The 15,053-nt window shown below is 39.3% G+C and carries 16 protein-coding genes; all 16 read left to right on the forward strand.

The genetic code is table 11. The annotated features are described in order from the left end of the window. Nucleotides 1-92: 92 nt before the first annotated feature. Nucleotides 93-455, forward strand: coding sequence for an ATP synthase subunit I (locus ACLIBG_RS04765; protein WP_439311581.1), 363 nt, complete (start codon nt 93-95; stop codon nt 453-455). A gap of 195 nt (nt 456-650) precedes the next feature. After that, complete coding sequence (atpB, locus tag ACLIBG_RS04770; RefSeq protein ID WP_439311582.1) at nt 651-1,373, forward strand: F0F1 ATP synthase subunit A; 723 nt, start codon at nt 651-653, stop codon at nt 1,371-1,373. 90 nt (nt 1,374-1,463) lie between these two features. Continuing rightward, the gene (gene atpE / locus ACLIBG_RS04775) at nt 1,464-1,670 is read left to right on the forward strand and encodes a F0F1 ATP synthase subunit C (RefSeq protein ID WP_439311583.1); all 207 of its coding nucleotides are present in this window, start codon (nt 1,464-1,466) and stop codon (nt 1,668-1,670) included. A gap of 140 nt (nt 1,671-1,810) precedes the next feature. Continuing rightward, nucleotides 1,811-2,365: a F0F1 ATP synthase subunit B gene (gene atpF, locus ACLIBG_RS04780; RefSeq protein WP_439311640.1), complete on the forward strand. Its 555-nt coding sequence runs from the start codon at nt 1,811-1,813 to the stop codon at nt 2,363-2,365. Beyond that, entirely contained in the window at nt 2,362-2,904 is a 543-nt protein-coding gene (locus tag ACLIBG_RS04785) for a F0F1 ATP synthase subunit delta (protein ID WP_439311584.1), read from the forward strand. Before atpF ends, ACLIBG_RS04785 begins: the two co-directional genes overlap by 4 nt. A gap of 21 nt (nt 2,905-2,925) precedes the next feature. Further along, nucleotides 2,926-4,440 (forward strand): F0F1 ATP synthase subunit alpha, encoded by a 1,515-nt coding sequence (atpA, locus tag ACLIBG_RS04790; protein ID WP_439311585.1) that lies wholly within the window; start codon nt 2,926-2,928, stop codon nt 4,438-4,440. 98 nt (nt 4,441-4,538) lie between these two features. After that, the gene (gene atpG / locus ACLIBG_RS04795; protein ID WP_439311586.1) at nt 4,539-5,396 is read left to right on the forward strand and encodes an ATP synthase F1 subunit gamma; all 858 of its coding nucleotides are present in this window, start codon (nt 4,539-4,541) and stop codon (nt 5,394-5,396) included. 34 nt (nt 5,397-5,430) lie between these two features. After that, entirely contained in the window at nt 5,431-6,843 is a 1,413-nt protein-coding gene (gene atpD / locus ACLIBG_RS04800) for a F0F1 ATP synthase subunit beta (protein WP_439311587.1), read from the forward strand. A 93-nt stretch (nt 6,844-6,936) separates the two neighbouring features. After that, nucleotides 6,937-7,332: a F0F1 ATP synthase subunit epsilon gene (locus ACLIBG_RS04805; protein ID WP_439311588.1), complete on the forward strand. Its 396-nt coding sequence runs from the start codon at nt 6,937-6,939 to the stop codon at nt 7,330-7,332. A 268-nt stretch (nt 7,333-7,600) separates the two neighbouring features. After that, on the forward strand, nt 7,601-7,831 hold the full coding sequence (locus ACLIBG_RS04810) for a DUF1146 family protein (RefSeq protein ID WP_439311589.1): 231 nt from the start codon (nt 7,601-7,603) through the stop codon (nt 7,829-7,831). A 133-nt stretch (nt 7,832-7,964) separates the two neighbouring features. Then, nucleotides 7,965-8,675, forward strand: a complete 711-nt coding sequence (locus tag ACLIBG_RS04815; RefSeq protein ID WP_439311590.1) for a YwmB family TATA-box binding protein — start codon at nt 7,965-7,967, stop codon at nt 8,673-8,675. Nucleotides 8,676-8,710: 35 nt separating this feature from the next. Beyond that, nucleotides 8,711-10,048: a UDP-N-acetylglucosamine 1-carboxyvinyltransferase gene (gene murA / locus ACLIBG_RS04820; protein WP_439311591.1), complete on the forward strand. Its 1,338-nt coding sequence runs from the start codon at nt 8,711-8,713 to the stop codon at nt 10,046-10,048. 235 nt (nt 10,049-10,283) lie between these two features. After that, nucleotides 10,284-11,198, forward strand: a complete 915-nt coding sequence (locus tag ACLIBG_RS04825) for a S66 peptidase family protein (protein WP_439311592.1) — start codon at nt 10,284-10,286, stop codon at nt 11,196-11,198. Nucleotides 11,199-11,661: 463 nt separating this feature from the next. Then, complete coding sequence (gene spoIID / locus ACLIBG_RS04830) at nt 11,662-12,834, forward strand: stage II sporulation protein D (protein ID WP_439311641.1); 1,173 nt, start codon at nt 11,662-11,664, stop codon at nt 12,832-12,834. A 210-nt stretch (nt 12,835-13,044) separates the two neighbouring features. After that, the gene (locus ACLIBG_RS04835; protein WP_439311593.1) at nt 13,045-13,914 is read left to right on the forward strand and encodes a peptidoglycan DD-metalloendopeptidase family protein; all 870 of its coding nucleotides are present in this window, start codon (nt 13,045-13,047) and stop codon (nt 13,912-13,914) included. Between the two features lie 624 nt (nt 13,915-14,538). Next, nucleotides 14,539-14,853: a sporulation transcriptional regulator SpoIIID gene (gene spoIIID, locus ACLIBG_RS04840; protein WP_439311594.1), complete on the forward strand. Its 315-nt coding sequence runs from the start codon at nt 14,539-14,541 to the stop codon at nt 14,851-14,853. Nucleotides 14,854-15,053 lie beyond the last annotated feature (200 nt).

Genomic DNA, 15,053 nt, shown 5'->3' on the forward strand with positions numbered 1-15,053 from the left:
GAAAAATACAAGAGCAAAAGTTCTTCCTGCAAAAATTAGTTTTTGCGGACAGTTTTCTATTACTTTAATGATTTAGAAGAGAAGAGTGAGGAATGTTGAATTATGAAAGAATGGTTGTTCGACAACGAAAGTGGATGCTCTATCTTCTCGCACTTTTAGTACTTGGGGCTGGGCTTACACCTTACACAAGCATTTTTTTCGGGCTTGTCTTAGGAAGTATCATTAGCTTTTATAATTTAAGCTTAATGCAAAAGAAAATAAATGATTTTTCCGAAGCCGTAGAGAAAAAAAAGAAGGCAAGGGGACTTGGCACATTGTCCCGCTTAGCTGCCGTTGCCTTAGGAGTACTTATCGTAGTTCGCTTTGAAGAAAATATCGATTTAATCGGTTTTATTGCTGGGTTAATGACAGCGTACTTTGTCATTATGCTGGATTTTATTTTGTTTAACAGATAGGGGATGGCAACCGCTCCCCAGCTGTACAACAACACGGCAACTAAAAGTTTACTGCCGCTGTTTTTCACTTAAGTAGATTGAGAAGGAATAGTACTTTCTCACTGCATAAGCGTCACAAAGGCCTTCGCCAATACCGACTTGGCGTTGAAGCCGACTAACTTGAACAAAACTGGTCTGAAAGCGGGGTGAATTTGTATGGATCACGGAGCACCAATTGTGGAAAATGTATTTGGTATTTCCTGGTTGGATTTTAACTTGTCCAACGTATTGATGATAGCCATTTCGTCACTGATCGTATTTGTCTTATGTGTGCTAGGTGCCAGAAAACTTGAAATGAAACCAACAGGTACACAAAATGTAATGGAATGGATTCTTGATTTCATTAAAGGCATGATTAATGACACAATGGACTGGAAAACAGGAAAAACCTTTCTTCCGCTAGCACTTACATTATTTACTTACATTTTAGTTGGTAATTTGCTTGGCGTTATTACAAATGGGGTGTTTGGAGATGAGGTATGGTGGAAATCACCGACAGCCGATCCAGGCATTACACTTACCCTATCAACAATGGTCATTTTATTATCTCACTTTTACGGGATAAAGATGCGGGGCGGAAAAGAATACTTCCTTGATTATTTCAGACCAATCCCGGTACTGTTTCCGATCAAGTTGATCGAAGAGTTTGCCAATACGTTAACATTAGGTTTACGTCTATTTGGTAACTTGTACGCCGGAGAAGTTCTTTTGGCACTATTGGTAGGACTGACTACTTCAGGTGTCTTTGGTTTCCTTGGTGGAGCAATCCCATTCCTCGCATGGCAAGGTTTCAGTATCTTCATTGGAGGAATACAGGCATTTATATTCACCATGCTGACATTAGTGTTCATTTCACACAAAGTTAGCGACGAACATTAAAACATATGTATAACCCAGCTTTAATAGATATTCTGTTGAAACTGGAAATAATGAATAAATGATATAAAAATTATGAGGAGGATTTATATTATGGGAGCTTTAGCAGCTGCAATTGCAGTAGGATTAGGTGCACTTGGTGCAGGTATTGGTAACGGTTTGATCGTAAGTCGTACAGTTGAAGGGATTGCTCGTCAACCAGAACTTAGAGGTCAATTGCAAACAACAATGTTTATCGGGGTTGCGTTGGTAGAAGCTGTGCCGATCATTGGTGTAGTTATCGCATTAATCGTTATGTAACACCTTTTGTATGTGTTTCAAAAAGGAGGTTCTGTCGGATTATTTGACCGACCTCTTTTAAAGCAAATGGCGAAGCGGATGTTTACCTTCGCCGTTGTGTTTATACGGAGAACAAATAATTGTATTGTCGTTATATATTTATGACCGATGTGGAAGGAGTGAATTCTGTGCAAGCACTTACGGATTATACACATGTATATGCTGTGTTGGGTGGTCTTCGTGTTGGAGACATGCTCGTTCAACTTTTCTTCTTTATCGTATTGCTTATTTTAGTACGCAAGTATGCCTGGGGACCTGTCATGGACATGATGAAAAAACGGGAAGACTATGTTGCAGGTGAAATTGAAGCAGCAGAAAAAAGCCGGGCAGAGGCGGAACAAGCATCAAAAGAAGCGGTTGAACAATTAAAGCAAACAAAGCAAGAAGCACAAACAATGATAGAAGACGCGAAAAATGCTGGTGTAAGACAAGAAAAGGATATCGTTCAATCGGCACGTCTTGAAGCAGATCGAATTAAGAAAGCGGCACAAGAGGAAATCGAAAACGAAAAAGAGAAAGCAATTCAAGCACTTCAAGATAAAGTGGCTTCACTATCCGTTCTTATTGCAAGTAAAGTAATTGAGAAGGAATTAAGCGCACAGGATCAAGAAGAATTGATCAATGACTATATTAAAGAGGTAGGAGAAGAGCTATGAGTGATGCCGTAGTTGCCAAACGATATGCAGATGCTCTTTTTCAAATTGGCGACGAAAAAGCTACATTGGATCAATTAATAGAAGAACTAGGTGTAGTTAAAGAAGTATTCGAAGTGAATGATAGTCTTTTTATATTCCTGAAGCATCCTCGTATAAATAACGAGAAAAAGAAACAGTTTCTGGAAGAAGTATTTCAAGGCATCCAGACTGATGTTTTAAACACATTGAAAATTCTTGTAGAACGCCAGCGTGTGGGTATTATCCCATCTATGGTAGATGACTTTATCCAGCTATACAATGATGCAAAAGGAATTGCAGAAGCTACTGTATACTCTGTTCGGGAACTATCGCAAACAGAAAAGAAAGAGTTGGAAGCGTCTTTCGCCAAACGGTTCGATAAAAATACAATTAAAATTAAAAACATTGTTGATCCCGAGCTAATCGGCGGAATGAAAATTCGCATCGGGAGTACGATTTACGACGGTACCATCAGTGGAAAATTAAAACGTATGGAACGAAGTATTGTAACTGTAAACTAATGGAGATAGGGGTGAAATGGTATGAGCATTAAAGCTGAAGAAATCAGTACGCTGATAAAACAGCAAATCGAAAATTTCGATTCAGATATTGAAGTAAGTGATATCGGAACCGTTATTGAAATCGGTGACGGGATCGCACGTGCTCATGGCCTTGACAATGTTATGGCCGGTGAACTCGTCGAATTTTCGAACGGTGTTATCGGTATGGCACAAAACCTGGAGGAAAGTAACGTTGGTATCGTTATTCTAGGACCATATACCGAAATTAAAGAAGGCGATGAAGTTCGCCGAACAGGTCGAATTATGCAAGTACCGGTAGGAGAGGAACTATTGGGTCGTGTTGTCAACCCGCTTGGCCAGCCGATTGACGGGAAAGGTCCTGCTGAAACGACAAAAACACGTCCAATTGAATCAGCTGCACCGGGTGTTATGGCTCGTAAATCAGTTGATGAGCCATTGCAGACTGGGATTAAAGCGATCGACGCACTCGTACCAATTGGAAGAGGGCAGCGTGAGCTTATTATCGGTGACCGTCAAACAGGTAAAACGACTGTAGCAGTGGACACCATCTTAAATCAAGCAGATCAGGATATGATTTGTATCTATGTAGCGATCGGTCAAAAGGAATCTACAGTTAGAAGCACAGTTGAAACTTTTCGACGCTACGGTGCTCTAGATTATACAATTGTTGTATCTGCAGGAGCGTCAGAGCCTGCACCATTATTGTATTTGGCTCCATATGCCGGAGTATCAATGGGTGAAGAATTCATGTATAACGGCAAGCACGTACTTGTTGTTTATGATGACTTATCCAAGCAGGCAGCTGCATATCGTGAGCTGTCCTTATTGTTGCGCCGTCCACCGGGTCGTGAAGCATTTCCAGGGGATGTATTCTATTTACACTCCCGTCTATTGGAACGAGCTGCGAAACTAAATGATGATCTTGGCGGAGGTTCTTTAACTGCATTACCTTTCGTTGAAACACAGGCAGGCGATATTTCTGCTTATATTCCAACAAACGTTATTTCGATAACGGATGGACAGATTTTCTTACAGTCTGACCTATTTTTCTCAGGGGTTCGTCCGGCGATTAACCCTGGTCTTTCGGTATCACGTGTTGGTGGTTCCGCACAAATTAAAGCAATGAAAAAAGTAGCGGGAACTTTGCGTCTTGATCTTGCAGCTTTCCGTGAGCTTGAAGCATTTGCTCAATTCGGTTCTGACCTTGACAAAGCTACACAAGCAAAGTTAAACCGAGGACAACGTACGGTTGAGGTTTTGAAGCAAGGTCTTCATAAACCACTCGTTGTAGAAAAACAAGTTATGATTATATATGCCTTGACAAGAGGATTCCTTGATGACATTTCAGTAGAAGATATTGTTCGGTTTGAAGAGGAATTCAACATGTGGCTTGACGGTAATAGCGAAGAATTACTAGCAACGATCCGAGAAACAGGAAAGCTTCCTGAAGATGACGATATGGCAAATGCTATTAATTCGTTCAAGAAAACATTTTTACCAACAGAAAGTAAATAAGAAGGTTGATTATTTAGAATAGAAGGTTTAGAGCTTGAGACAGCAGTTAGACGCCTCATTCTAAACCTGAATTCTGCTTTGAAAGGGTGGTGAAAAGCTTGGCATCACTTAGAGAGATAAAAGGTCGTATAGATTCAACGACGAAAACAAAACAAATAACGAATGCGATGCAAATGGTTTCTGCCTCCAAAATGTCGAGAGCAGAAGAAAATGCACGGAAATTTGCTCCATACAGTGATAAGATCCAAGAAGTTGTTGCAAGTATTGCAAATAACAACTCGGATGTTTCACACCCCATGTTGAAAAGACGTGACGTAAAAAAGACTGGCTACTTGGTCATTACTTCAGATAGTGGACTTGCAGGTGCATACAACAGTAGTGTTTTAAAGCATTTGTACCAGTCCATCCACAAACGTCATAATTCAACAGATGAATATACTGTAATAACCGTTGGGCGAATGGGTTTTGACTTTTGTACGAAGCGAGATTTACCAGTTTCCCAAAACGTGCTCGGACTATCCGATCAGCCACGATTTGCAGAAATTAAGGAATTGGCATCAAAATCCGTGCAAATGTACAGCGATGAAGAAATAGATGAGTTAATCATCATTTACAATCATTATGTCAGTGCTATTTCCCAAGTTGTAACAACAAAAACATTGCTTCCAATTACGAATATTGAAAGCAGTGGTGCGGCAAGTGATTATGAATATGAGCCAGACCAAGAACAAATTTTAAAAACATTACTGCCACAATATGCGGAAAGTTTGATTTATGGTGCATTGCTACAAGCAAAAGCTAGTGAACATGCTGCCCGTATGACGGCAATGAAAAGTGCAACGGATAACGCCGATGACTTGATTGGTGACTTAACATTATCGTATAACCGTGCTCGCCAAGCGGCTATTACACAAGAAATAACCGAAATAATTGGTGGAGTTGCTGCACTCGAATAATAAAGGATTTTGAAAGAAGTTAGGAGGGAAATCGATGAGTAAAGGACATGTAACACAAATAATGGGACCTGTCGTTGATGTAAAATTCGCAGACGAACAGCTACCTGAAATTTATGATGCATTGATCGTCCAGTTGGAAGCTCAGGAAGCAGGTGAGGAAGATACCCTTACTTTGGAAGTGGCATTGCACCTTGGTGATAATGCAGTACGGACAGTTGCTATGGGCTCAACGGATGGAATTAAGCGCGGATTGGAAGTAACAAGTATGAACGGGCCTATCTCTGTACCGGTCGGCGACGTAACATTAGGACGTGTATTTAACGTTTTAGGTGAAAATATTGATCTTGATGAGCCGCTTCCGGAAGACACACGTAAGGATCCGATTCACAGACAGTCTCCACAATTTGAAGACTTATCTACAGAAACAGAAATTTTGGAAACAGGTATCAAAGTAGTTGACCTTTTAGCACCATATATTAAAGGTGGAAAAATCGGTTTGTTTGGTGGTGCTGGTGTAGGTAAAACCGTACTTATTCAGGAGCTTATCAATAACATTGCACAAGAGCATGGCGGTATTTCCGTGTTCGCTGGTGTTGGAGAGCGTACTCGTGAAGGGAACGACCTTTACTACGAAATGAAAGATTCCGGCGTTATCGAAAAAACAGCAATGGTTTTTGGACAGATGAACGAACCACCTGGTGCACGTATGCGTGTTGCACTATCAGGACTTACGATGGCAGAATACTTCCGTGACGAGCAAGGACAGGACGTATTGTTGTTTATTGATAACATCTACCGATTTACACAAGCAGGTTCCGAAGTTTCGGCACTTCTTGGTCGTATGCCATCAGCGGTAGGGTATCAGCCAACACTTGCAACGGAAATGGGACAGTTACAAGAGCGTATTACTTCAACAAATAAAGGATCTGTTACATCAATCCAGGCTATTTATGTACCTGCCGATGACTACACAGACCCGGCACCTGCGACGACGTTTGCTCACTTGGATGCAACGACAAACCTTGATCGTAAATTATCCGAGCAAGGGATTTATCCTGCGGTTGATCCATTGGCTTCAACTTCTCGCGCACTGGATCCGGAAATTGTTGGTGACGAACATTATGAAGTGGCAACTGCTGTTCAGCGTACACTTCAGCGTTACCGGGAATTACAGGACATTATTGCCATTTTAGGTATGGATGAATTAAGTGATGAGGATAAACAAACGGTTGACCGTGCACGCCGTATTCAGTTCTTCCTATCACAAAACTTCCACGTAGCTGAGCAGTTTACCGGCCAAAAAGGGTCATATGTACAGGTTAGTGAAACAGTTCAAGGATTCAAAGAAATTCTTGAAGGAAAATATGATGACCTGCCAGAGGACGCATTCCGTTTGGTCGGCCGTATTGAAGAAGTAGTGGAAAAAGCAAAAGGAATGGAAGTTTAAATTAGGAGCACTTGGACTGAGTATTGAATTACTTGCTCATAAAAGAACGTGATTTTAAGCCCGATGCTTCAATAGTCTCTGGGAGGGGTTACATTGAAAACTCTAACGGTGAGTGTTGTTACTCCTGATGGCCCTGTTTTGGAAGATGACTTCGAGATGATTAGTTGTAAAGCAGAAAATGGAGAACTTGGTATTTTACCTGGACACATTCCAATGGTTGCCCCATTAACAATTAGTTCTGTTCGCTTAAAGCGAGGCAGCGATGAGGAAAAGATTGCTGTAAATGGTGGATTTTTGGAAGTTCGTCCCGACAAAATAACCGTTCTTGCCCAATCAGCGGAAAAGCCTTCCGAGATTGATGTTACACGTGCCGAAAAAGCAAAGGAACGTGCGGAGCAACTGCTACAGTCAAATCAAGACCAAGTCGATTTCCAACGGGCTGAATTGGCACTCAAACGAGCAATGAACCGTTTAGATCTTGCGAAATAACGTTAAGATAAATTAAAATGGTCATTTGTAAAAGCACACAGCATTTCGGAATGAAGTGTTGTGTGCTTTTGTTGTTAAGGAAATTTTCTCAGCTATAAACGGTGTCGATATTTCCCGGGAAATAAAGCTTTTTGTGTTATTTCCGCATGATGCTTTTTTTACACAACCAATTTATCCATTACTAATTCTTATTTTATTGACAAACAGTACTGTGAATGGCAAAGTATCTATTATAATCGAACTTCATTCAAGTAGTTAGGTGGTTTATATGTTTTCAATTGGCCAAATGGCACTTGTTACTATGATTTCGCACTTGATTTTTATTTATATTACCTGGGTTGCTATACAATCCCTTAATGTCGACCCGTTAATCAGAAAAGGGAAGATTGTTGAAGCTAGGATATTGATCATTTTTGTTACTATCTTCATTGGTACAAATGTCAGTCGTTTTGTGCTTGACATACTGAATGCATCACAAAATCTCATATATTTGTTTTAATAACAAATTTCATGGAACGACATGTCCTTTCATAATAAAAGGAGATCGTTACGAGGTTTGTCGCAATTTGTTTCGTATGAATTAGGATCCGCCGGTACATACTGTTTCTAGTATGTTCAAGGGGGATTTTTTCATGAAAAATACGATATTATTCACTGCATTTATATTTCTTCTTATCACCTCAACTGGAACTGCTCAGCCAATAGAACGTGATGAACTTATACTTATAGCGACCTTTTTAATGGAACATAAACAAGATATCGCTGAATGGGAAGTAATTGTAAAAGAAAAGATTTCGAACGAAAAGGCACATAATTTGTTAAAGGAACTTAAAGATAGTCACTTGGTCACTGTTACTGAAGATGAAAATGTTATAAAATATGTCATTGGGGACACTAATAAAGGCGAACCGTTCTCCGTATACTATAATGTAATCATTCCTAAGCAGAGGGATCATGCAGAAATTGTTGCCGTTATTAACGGTGATTACTGGGATCATACGGTGTTAGAAAAATATCGCTCCTATATGCAGACAAATATTGCGGTTTTCACACAATCTTCGCAACTGTTTACTTGTCTGAAGACAACAGATAGTGGTATAATGGATATTAGTGTTTTATTAGATAGTCTACAAAATAACTTTAATTTGCTACATATGTCTACACAAACTGACACAGTAGAAAATTCGACGCATAAAAAGTTGATATATGGGTATACACCACTATGGGAGACGAAAATACCGATTAAGAATAGTCCTGTGAACATTCAAATTGTGGAAAAAGGTGCAGGACCCGATCAATCCAATTTAACAATCGGAACACCTATCCTAGTAAATGAATATTAATGTAGTGAGACTAGAAATTGAAGGAGATTTAACACATGGAAAAGATCATCGTAAGGGGCGGAGAGCGGCTGAGTGGTTCCGTTAAGGTAGAAGGTGCTAAGAACGCTGTACTACCCGTTATTGCAGCTAGCATGATCGCCAGTGAAGGGAAAAGTGTTATAACGAATGTACCGGAACTAGCTGATGTATATACGATTAATGAAGTACTACGCAGTATGAATGCGAATGTTAAATTTAAAAACAATACAATAACTGTAGATGCCACCAAACAACTAACAACAGAAGCTCCGTTTGAGTATGTAAGGAAAATGCGGGCATCTGTCTTAGTACTGGGTCCATTATTAGCTCGTTATGGTCATGCTAAAGTTGCACTTCCAGGTGGATGTGCGATTGGCACAAGACCAATTGATTTGCACCTAAAGGGATTCGAAGCAATGGGAGCTCAAGTAAGTGTTGGAAACGGCTTTGTTGAAGTACGTGCAAACGGACGTCTTCAAGGAGCCAAAATATATTTGGATGTTCCCAGTGTCGGAGCAACAGAGAACATTATGATGGCTGCAGCACTTGCTGAAGGAAAAACAGTCATTGAGAACTGTGCAAAAGAACCCGAAATAATGGATCTTGCAAATTATATGAATAAATTGGGTGCTAATGTTATTGGAGCAGGTACAGAAACAATTAAGATTATCGGAGTTGAATCTTTAAAAGGCGCCAAACATTCCATTATACCAGATCGGATTGAAGCTGGTACATTCATGGTTGCTACGGCAATTACAGGTGGAAATGTTCTTGTTAAAAATGCAGAGAGTGAACATTTGCGACCGCTTATTTCCAAACTGCAGGAAATGGGTGTAAAAATTACAGAAGAAAACGGCGGTATCCGAGTGATTGGGCCGGAACAATTAAAACCAACGGATATTAAAACATTACCGTATCCGGGTTTTCCTACAGATATGCAATCGCAAATGATGGCATTGATGCTCTGTGCAGAAGGAACAAGTGTGTTAACTGAAACAGTATTTGAAAATCGGTTTATGCACGTTGAAGAGTTTCGTCGCATGAATGCAAAAATGAAAATTGAGGGGCGTAGTGTTATTATAGAAGGTCCTCGCAATTTGCAAGGTGCAGAAGTAGCAGCGACTGATTTACGTGCCGGTGCAGCACTTATTTTGGCAGGTTTACGAGCAGAAGGTGTCACACGAGTAACCGAACTGAAACATGTGGATCGTGGCTATGTTGATCTGTCGGGCAAACTGGCTGAACTTGGTGCAAATATTAAACGAGTAAGCGAATCTGTAGAAGAAAAAGTGGACACCACACCAATCGTACCTTTAGATTATCAGACTAATAGAGTAATAGCAGAGCTTTCTTAAATAAATACAATGATCTAATGAAAAAGGTGAGACGAAATTGTTTCATCTTTTTTTTATGAACAAATATACATGTGTTTTCTGTTAGTTTTCAATGGTTATTTGATAAACTATTCGGACCTACGAGCCGTCGTTCCAAAGATAGAGGTTACTTTTTATAGAAACATATAAAACCTATTGGAAACATACTTATAATACAGAGTCTATCTGTAAACTTTTGAGAAAGGGGGAAACGAATATGATTCAACCGGAACGATTAAACAAGGGTGATACGATTGGTATTGTTTCTCCATCTAGCCCACCGAATAAAAAGGCTTTGCATAATGGCATCACTATGCTTCAGAAAATGGGTTTACATGTAATGGTCGGAAACAATATGGAAAAGGAATATGGATACTTAGCAGGCAGAGATGAGGACAGATGGAACGATTTTAATGAGATGATTGCCCGTAAGTCGGTGAAAGCAATTATTTTTGCACGTGGAGGATATGGAGCAGCACGTATTGCACCGTATATTGACTATCATTTAATTGCACAAAACCCAAAAATCATTTGGGGGTATAGCGATATAACGTATTTGCACACAGCTATTCGACAGCGAACCGGACTTATAACATTTCATGGTCCGATGACTGTATCAATCGGTAAAGATAATGTTCACCCTTTGTCCATCAAAATGTTTCGTCAATTATTCCAACCTACCGAACTATTTTATTCTGAAAAAATATCTCCTTTACATGTAATCTCCAGAGGAAAAGCTACAGGGCAGCTTGTTGGTGGCAATTTATCATTAATTACTCGGTCGCTCGGAACTCCTTTTGAAATGGATACAAAAGAAAAAATCATTTTAATAGAGGATATTGGTGAGGAACCTTATAAAGTGGACGCCATGCTAAATCAATTAAAACTAGCAGGAAAGTTGAAAGAAGCTACTGGAGTTATTGTAGGTGATTTTGCTGAAGCAGCTCCGAAAGAGACGCCAACGCTTACGATGCATGAAGTGTTTCATCATTATTTTTCCAAATTGGATATTCCTGTGCTAGCAGGCGTTCAAATCGGCCATTGTGAGCCGAACTTCTCTGTACCACTTGGAGTCAAGGCGACAATTGATGCTGATAAAAAAACAATTTGGATTGAGCCTGGCGTTAAATAAAAGTTCTATTCTATCTTCACGATGTATAAAAATAGTAGTAGAAGTTGTTCAAAAGTATCTCTGGATTTCAGCACTTTTTACCTTTCTCATTAAACACGCAAAAACACTTACAACATGTATGTCAATTCATCACAGATCAGCTTGGATAGAGTTAGCCTATTGAACCGTGTCTATTAATTTTGGTATTTACCAGTCATTTACCGGACAAAACCGCACAATAAAGAATAGGGGGGCGATAGAATATTAAAAATATGCTAATGATTTAAAGTGAAAAATTCACTAATATCCAACTAGCTTATTGCACGTATTTATAGATACAATACATCCGCCAGCACTCGAGTAACTCGCTTCCATGGTGAGTGTAATAAAACAATTCCGTTGTTCGATCGATATACAACCGTATCCGATAGTAGTGTGAAAAATTCTCGCTGAATTTGGTTACAGAGGAGGACAGCAAATATTGATGAAACATAAACGTCATTTATTGAAGAAACACATTCGTCCTAAAAAAAAATCAACATTGCTGGAACGAGCTCAGGAAAAGCAAAAACGGAGGATCAGCAAGGTTGAAAACACAAAAAGAGGTAATACTCAACCATTGAAACCACGTAACGGCTTTTCTCAGTTGAAATCTTCATGGAAGCTCCCAGCTATTTTATTCGTTTCAGTACTCGTAATCATCATTGTTGTTGTACCGACATTGATTGTAATCCCATTTATTAAAGATGGCAATCAACAAGTGGTGCCAACAGAGCAGGAAGCAATACCAACTGTTAAACAAGCAGATTCTCCTTTTTCAGTTGCAGTTATGCGATCTGTATCTGACGAAATAGAGGATGTCCCGTTGGAAACGTATGTGACAAGAGTCGTTGCATCGGAAATGCCGGCAGAATTTGAAGTAGAAGCATTAAAAGCACAAGCACTTGCAGCACGGACGTATATCGTTAATCATTTAATGCACAATGAAGCAGATGTGGAACCAGATGTAACTGATACGACGAAACATCAAGTGTATCAAAACGAAACGGAATTACGCGAAAGATGGGGAAGTGACTTCGACTGGAAAATGGAAAAGGTTAGAAATGCGGTATATGCAACACAAGGGGAAATTTTAACGCATAATCAAGCACCTATTACACCAGCATTTTTTTCAACGAGTAATGGTTTCACGGAAAATTCCGAAGATTACTGGGAAAACGAACTGCCTTATTTACGAAGTGTAGAAAGCAGTTGGGATAAAGATTCACCAAAATATTTAGATCAGAAAGTATTTTCCATTCAAAAGGTAGAAGAGTCGTTACAAGTAGATCTTCCAGAAGCATTGCCGATGCAAGCGGCAATTACCCGGACGGAAAGTGGACGTGTGGCCGAACTGACACTGGCCGATCATACAATTAGCGGCAGAGATGTACGCGAAAAGCTGGATTTGCGCTCTAGCGATTTTTCCATCGAGCAAAAAAATGGGCACTTTGTTTTTACGACTAAAGGGTACGGGCATGGAGTCGGCATGAGTCAATACGGAGCCAATGGAATGGCAAAGGAAGGGCAAAACTACAAAAATATCGTCAGCTATTATTACCAAGGGGTTGAAGTGAGTAATGTAGATGAAATTGCACCGACCCTTGTTTCTAAATAATTGTTTTTTGCTACTGATTTGAGTTGTTTTTTTCATTAATATTTTCGTTTCCGACTGACCCAATTACGTATATCGTTGCAGGCTTCTTCGTCATAAATTTATTACTGTTTCCCAAATTGGGAAATAAATTCGAAAATAAATAAAAATTTTTCCACATTATGTATATAATCTCTTTTATTTGATCACAATGGTTGTTGAGGTGATGATCAAATGAAAGAAGAACAAAACGGCGCTTCTAAAAATAAGTTTCGCCGCATTTTCCGCAAGAAGTGGTTTTTCCCTGCACTGTATTTAACAATCGCAGCACTTCTGTTGACCGTTGTTGTATGGTATCAGAACGTGGATAACCAAATTCCTGATGAGGTCGAGGAAAATGAGACAGCTGACGGAATCGGTACCGATCCATATAATGAAGATGCAGAAGCAGTAATGGACCAGCAAGAAGTCATTAAAATGCCTGTAAAAAATGAGGAACAAGCAGAAATCGTAACTAAATTTTATGATTACAACGCAGATGAAAAGGATCAGGAAAGTGGATTGATTCTTTATAACAACCGCTACTACCAAAGTACAGGTATTGATATTGCTTCAGCAGAAGGAGAGCCTTTTGACGTAATTGCATCCCTTAGTGGAACAATTACAGAAGTAAAGGAAGACCCATTGCTTGGTAATGTCGTCGTAATCTCCCATGAAAATGATGTTGACACGTATTATGCAAGCTTGGGAGAAGTTGACGTGAAAGCAAACGACAAGATTAAACAAGGTGACAAAATAGGAACAGCAGGGAAAAACCTATTTGGTCAAGACAGTGGCACCCATGTCCAATTTGAAATTAGAAAAAATGACATGCAGGTTAATCCGGAAGACTTCTTTAACCAGCCATTAAGCAAGCTAGATAACGTTAAGACGGAAAATGACGAAGCAGCCGAAGAAGAAGTGGAAAAAGATACTTCAAAAGAAGAAGATGCATCTGAAGAGCAAGAAGGTACAGATGAAGAACAAGAAGCACCCGGAAATGAAACAGATGAAGGAGATACCGATAAGCAAATGGAATCCTCAACATCTTCCGGTCGCGCATAGACAAAATTAATAATATAGGAAAAGCAATCGACCCCGAATTTACCCGGGGTTATTTTTTTGCATAAAATGCGTATACAAATCATATCGTTTAAAAATGTCGTCTCATTTTCCAAAGCTTGAAAAATTATTCCGACATGCCACACGTAATTTAGCAAATCGCTTTTCTTTAAAAGCACACATCGTTGAATATTTAAATTTATAACTGTTTGCACTAAAAAGTGACAAGGTTATCCATCTAAAATCCCCATCTTATTCTACATCCAATCATGTTTATCCAGTTCAATAAAAAATTATAGAACAGCCTTTTTGAAAATACTACTTGTCCATTTTGGAAAATTTGCAATTTTACTCATAAACACGTACAACGAGTAATAAAATGTTACAAACCAAGCATTCAAGTAATGTCTGAGGTGAGAGCTTGTGTGGTCTTTCCTATTTACATATTTAAACGTTCTTTACATATAGAAATGGCAATTACAGATCGTACGTCGCTGCAGAAGAGATATTCGTTAGCAGATATGGAGGCAGTCGTCTTATACCGGTTTAAATCATGGGAGCCACGTAAACATGTTGCACCTTGTCTCTATCGACACCTCGGAAATTCAGCATAGGGAGGCGAACGGTGTGCACGATTACATCAAAGAAAGGACTATCAGGATAGGCAATTATGTCGTGGAATCACGAAAAACCGTCCGTATGATAGCAAAAGAGTTTGGTGTTTCAAAGAGCACAGTTCATAAAGATTTGACAGAACGATTACCAGAAGTGAATCCTGAATTGGCAAGACAAGTAAAAGAAGTTCTAGATTACCACAAATCTATTCGCCACTTAAGGGGAGGTGAAGCGACAAGAAACAAATATCGCACGGAAAGCACATCGAAAATACAATCAAAGAAAACCACACCAGAAAAAAAGATCCCAAAAAAACCAGTTGGATAATAAAAGAATACTGGAAGAACTATTAAATAAAACGCGGTAAATGAATGCAACCTTAAAAAATTATAATAAAAAATAAATCACCATTCTTGGGGAGCATAACAGCTTCCCTTTTATTACGTAATTAAAAAAGATAAAAACGACGCAAGGTATACAAGATGGCATAGCTTAGCGTAGAAAATGTGATTCCGGAGGATGGGCTG

The sequence above is a fragment of the Virgibacillus sp. W0181 genome (assembly GCF_051846915.1).
In the GTDB taxonomy this organism is placed as follows: Bacteria; Bacillota; Bacilli; order Bacillales; family Amphibacillaceae; genus JBPYCR01.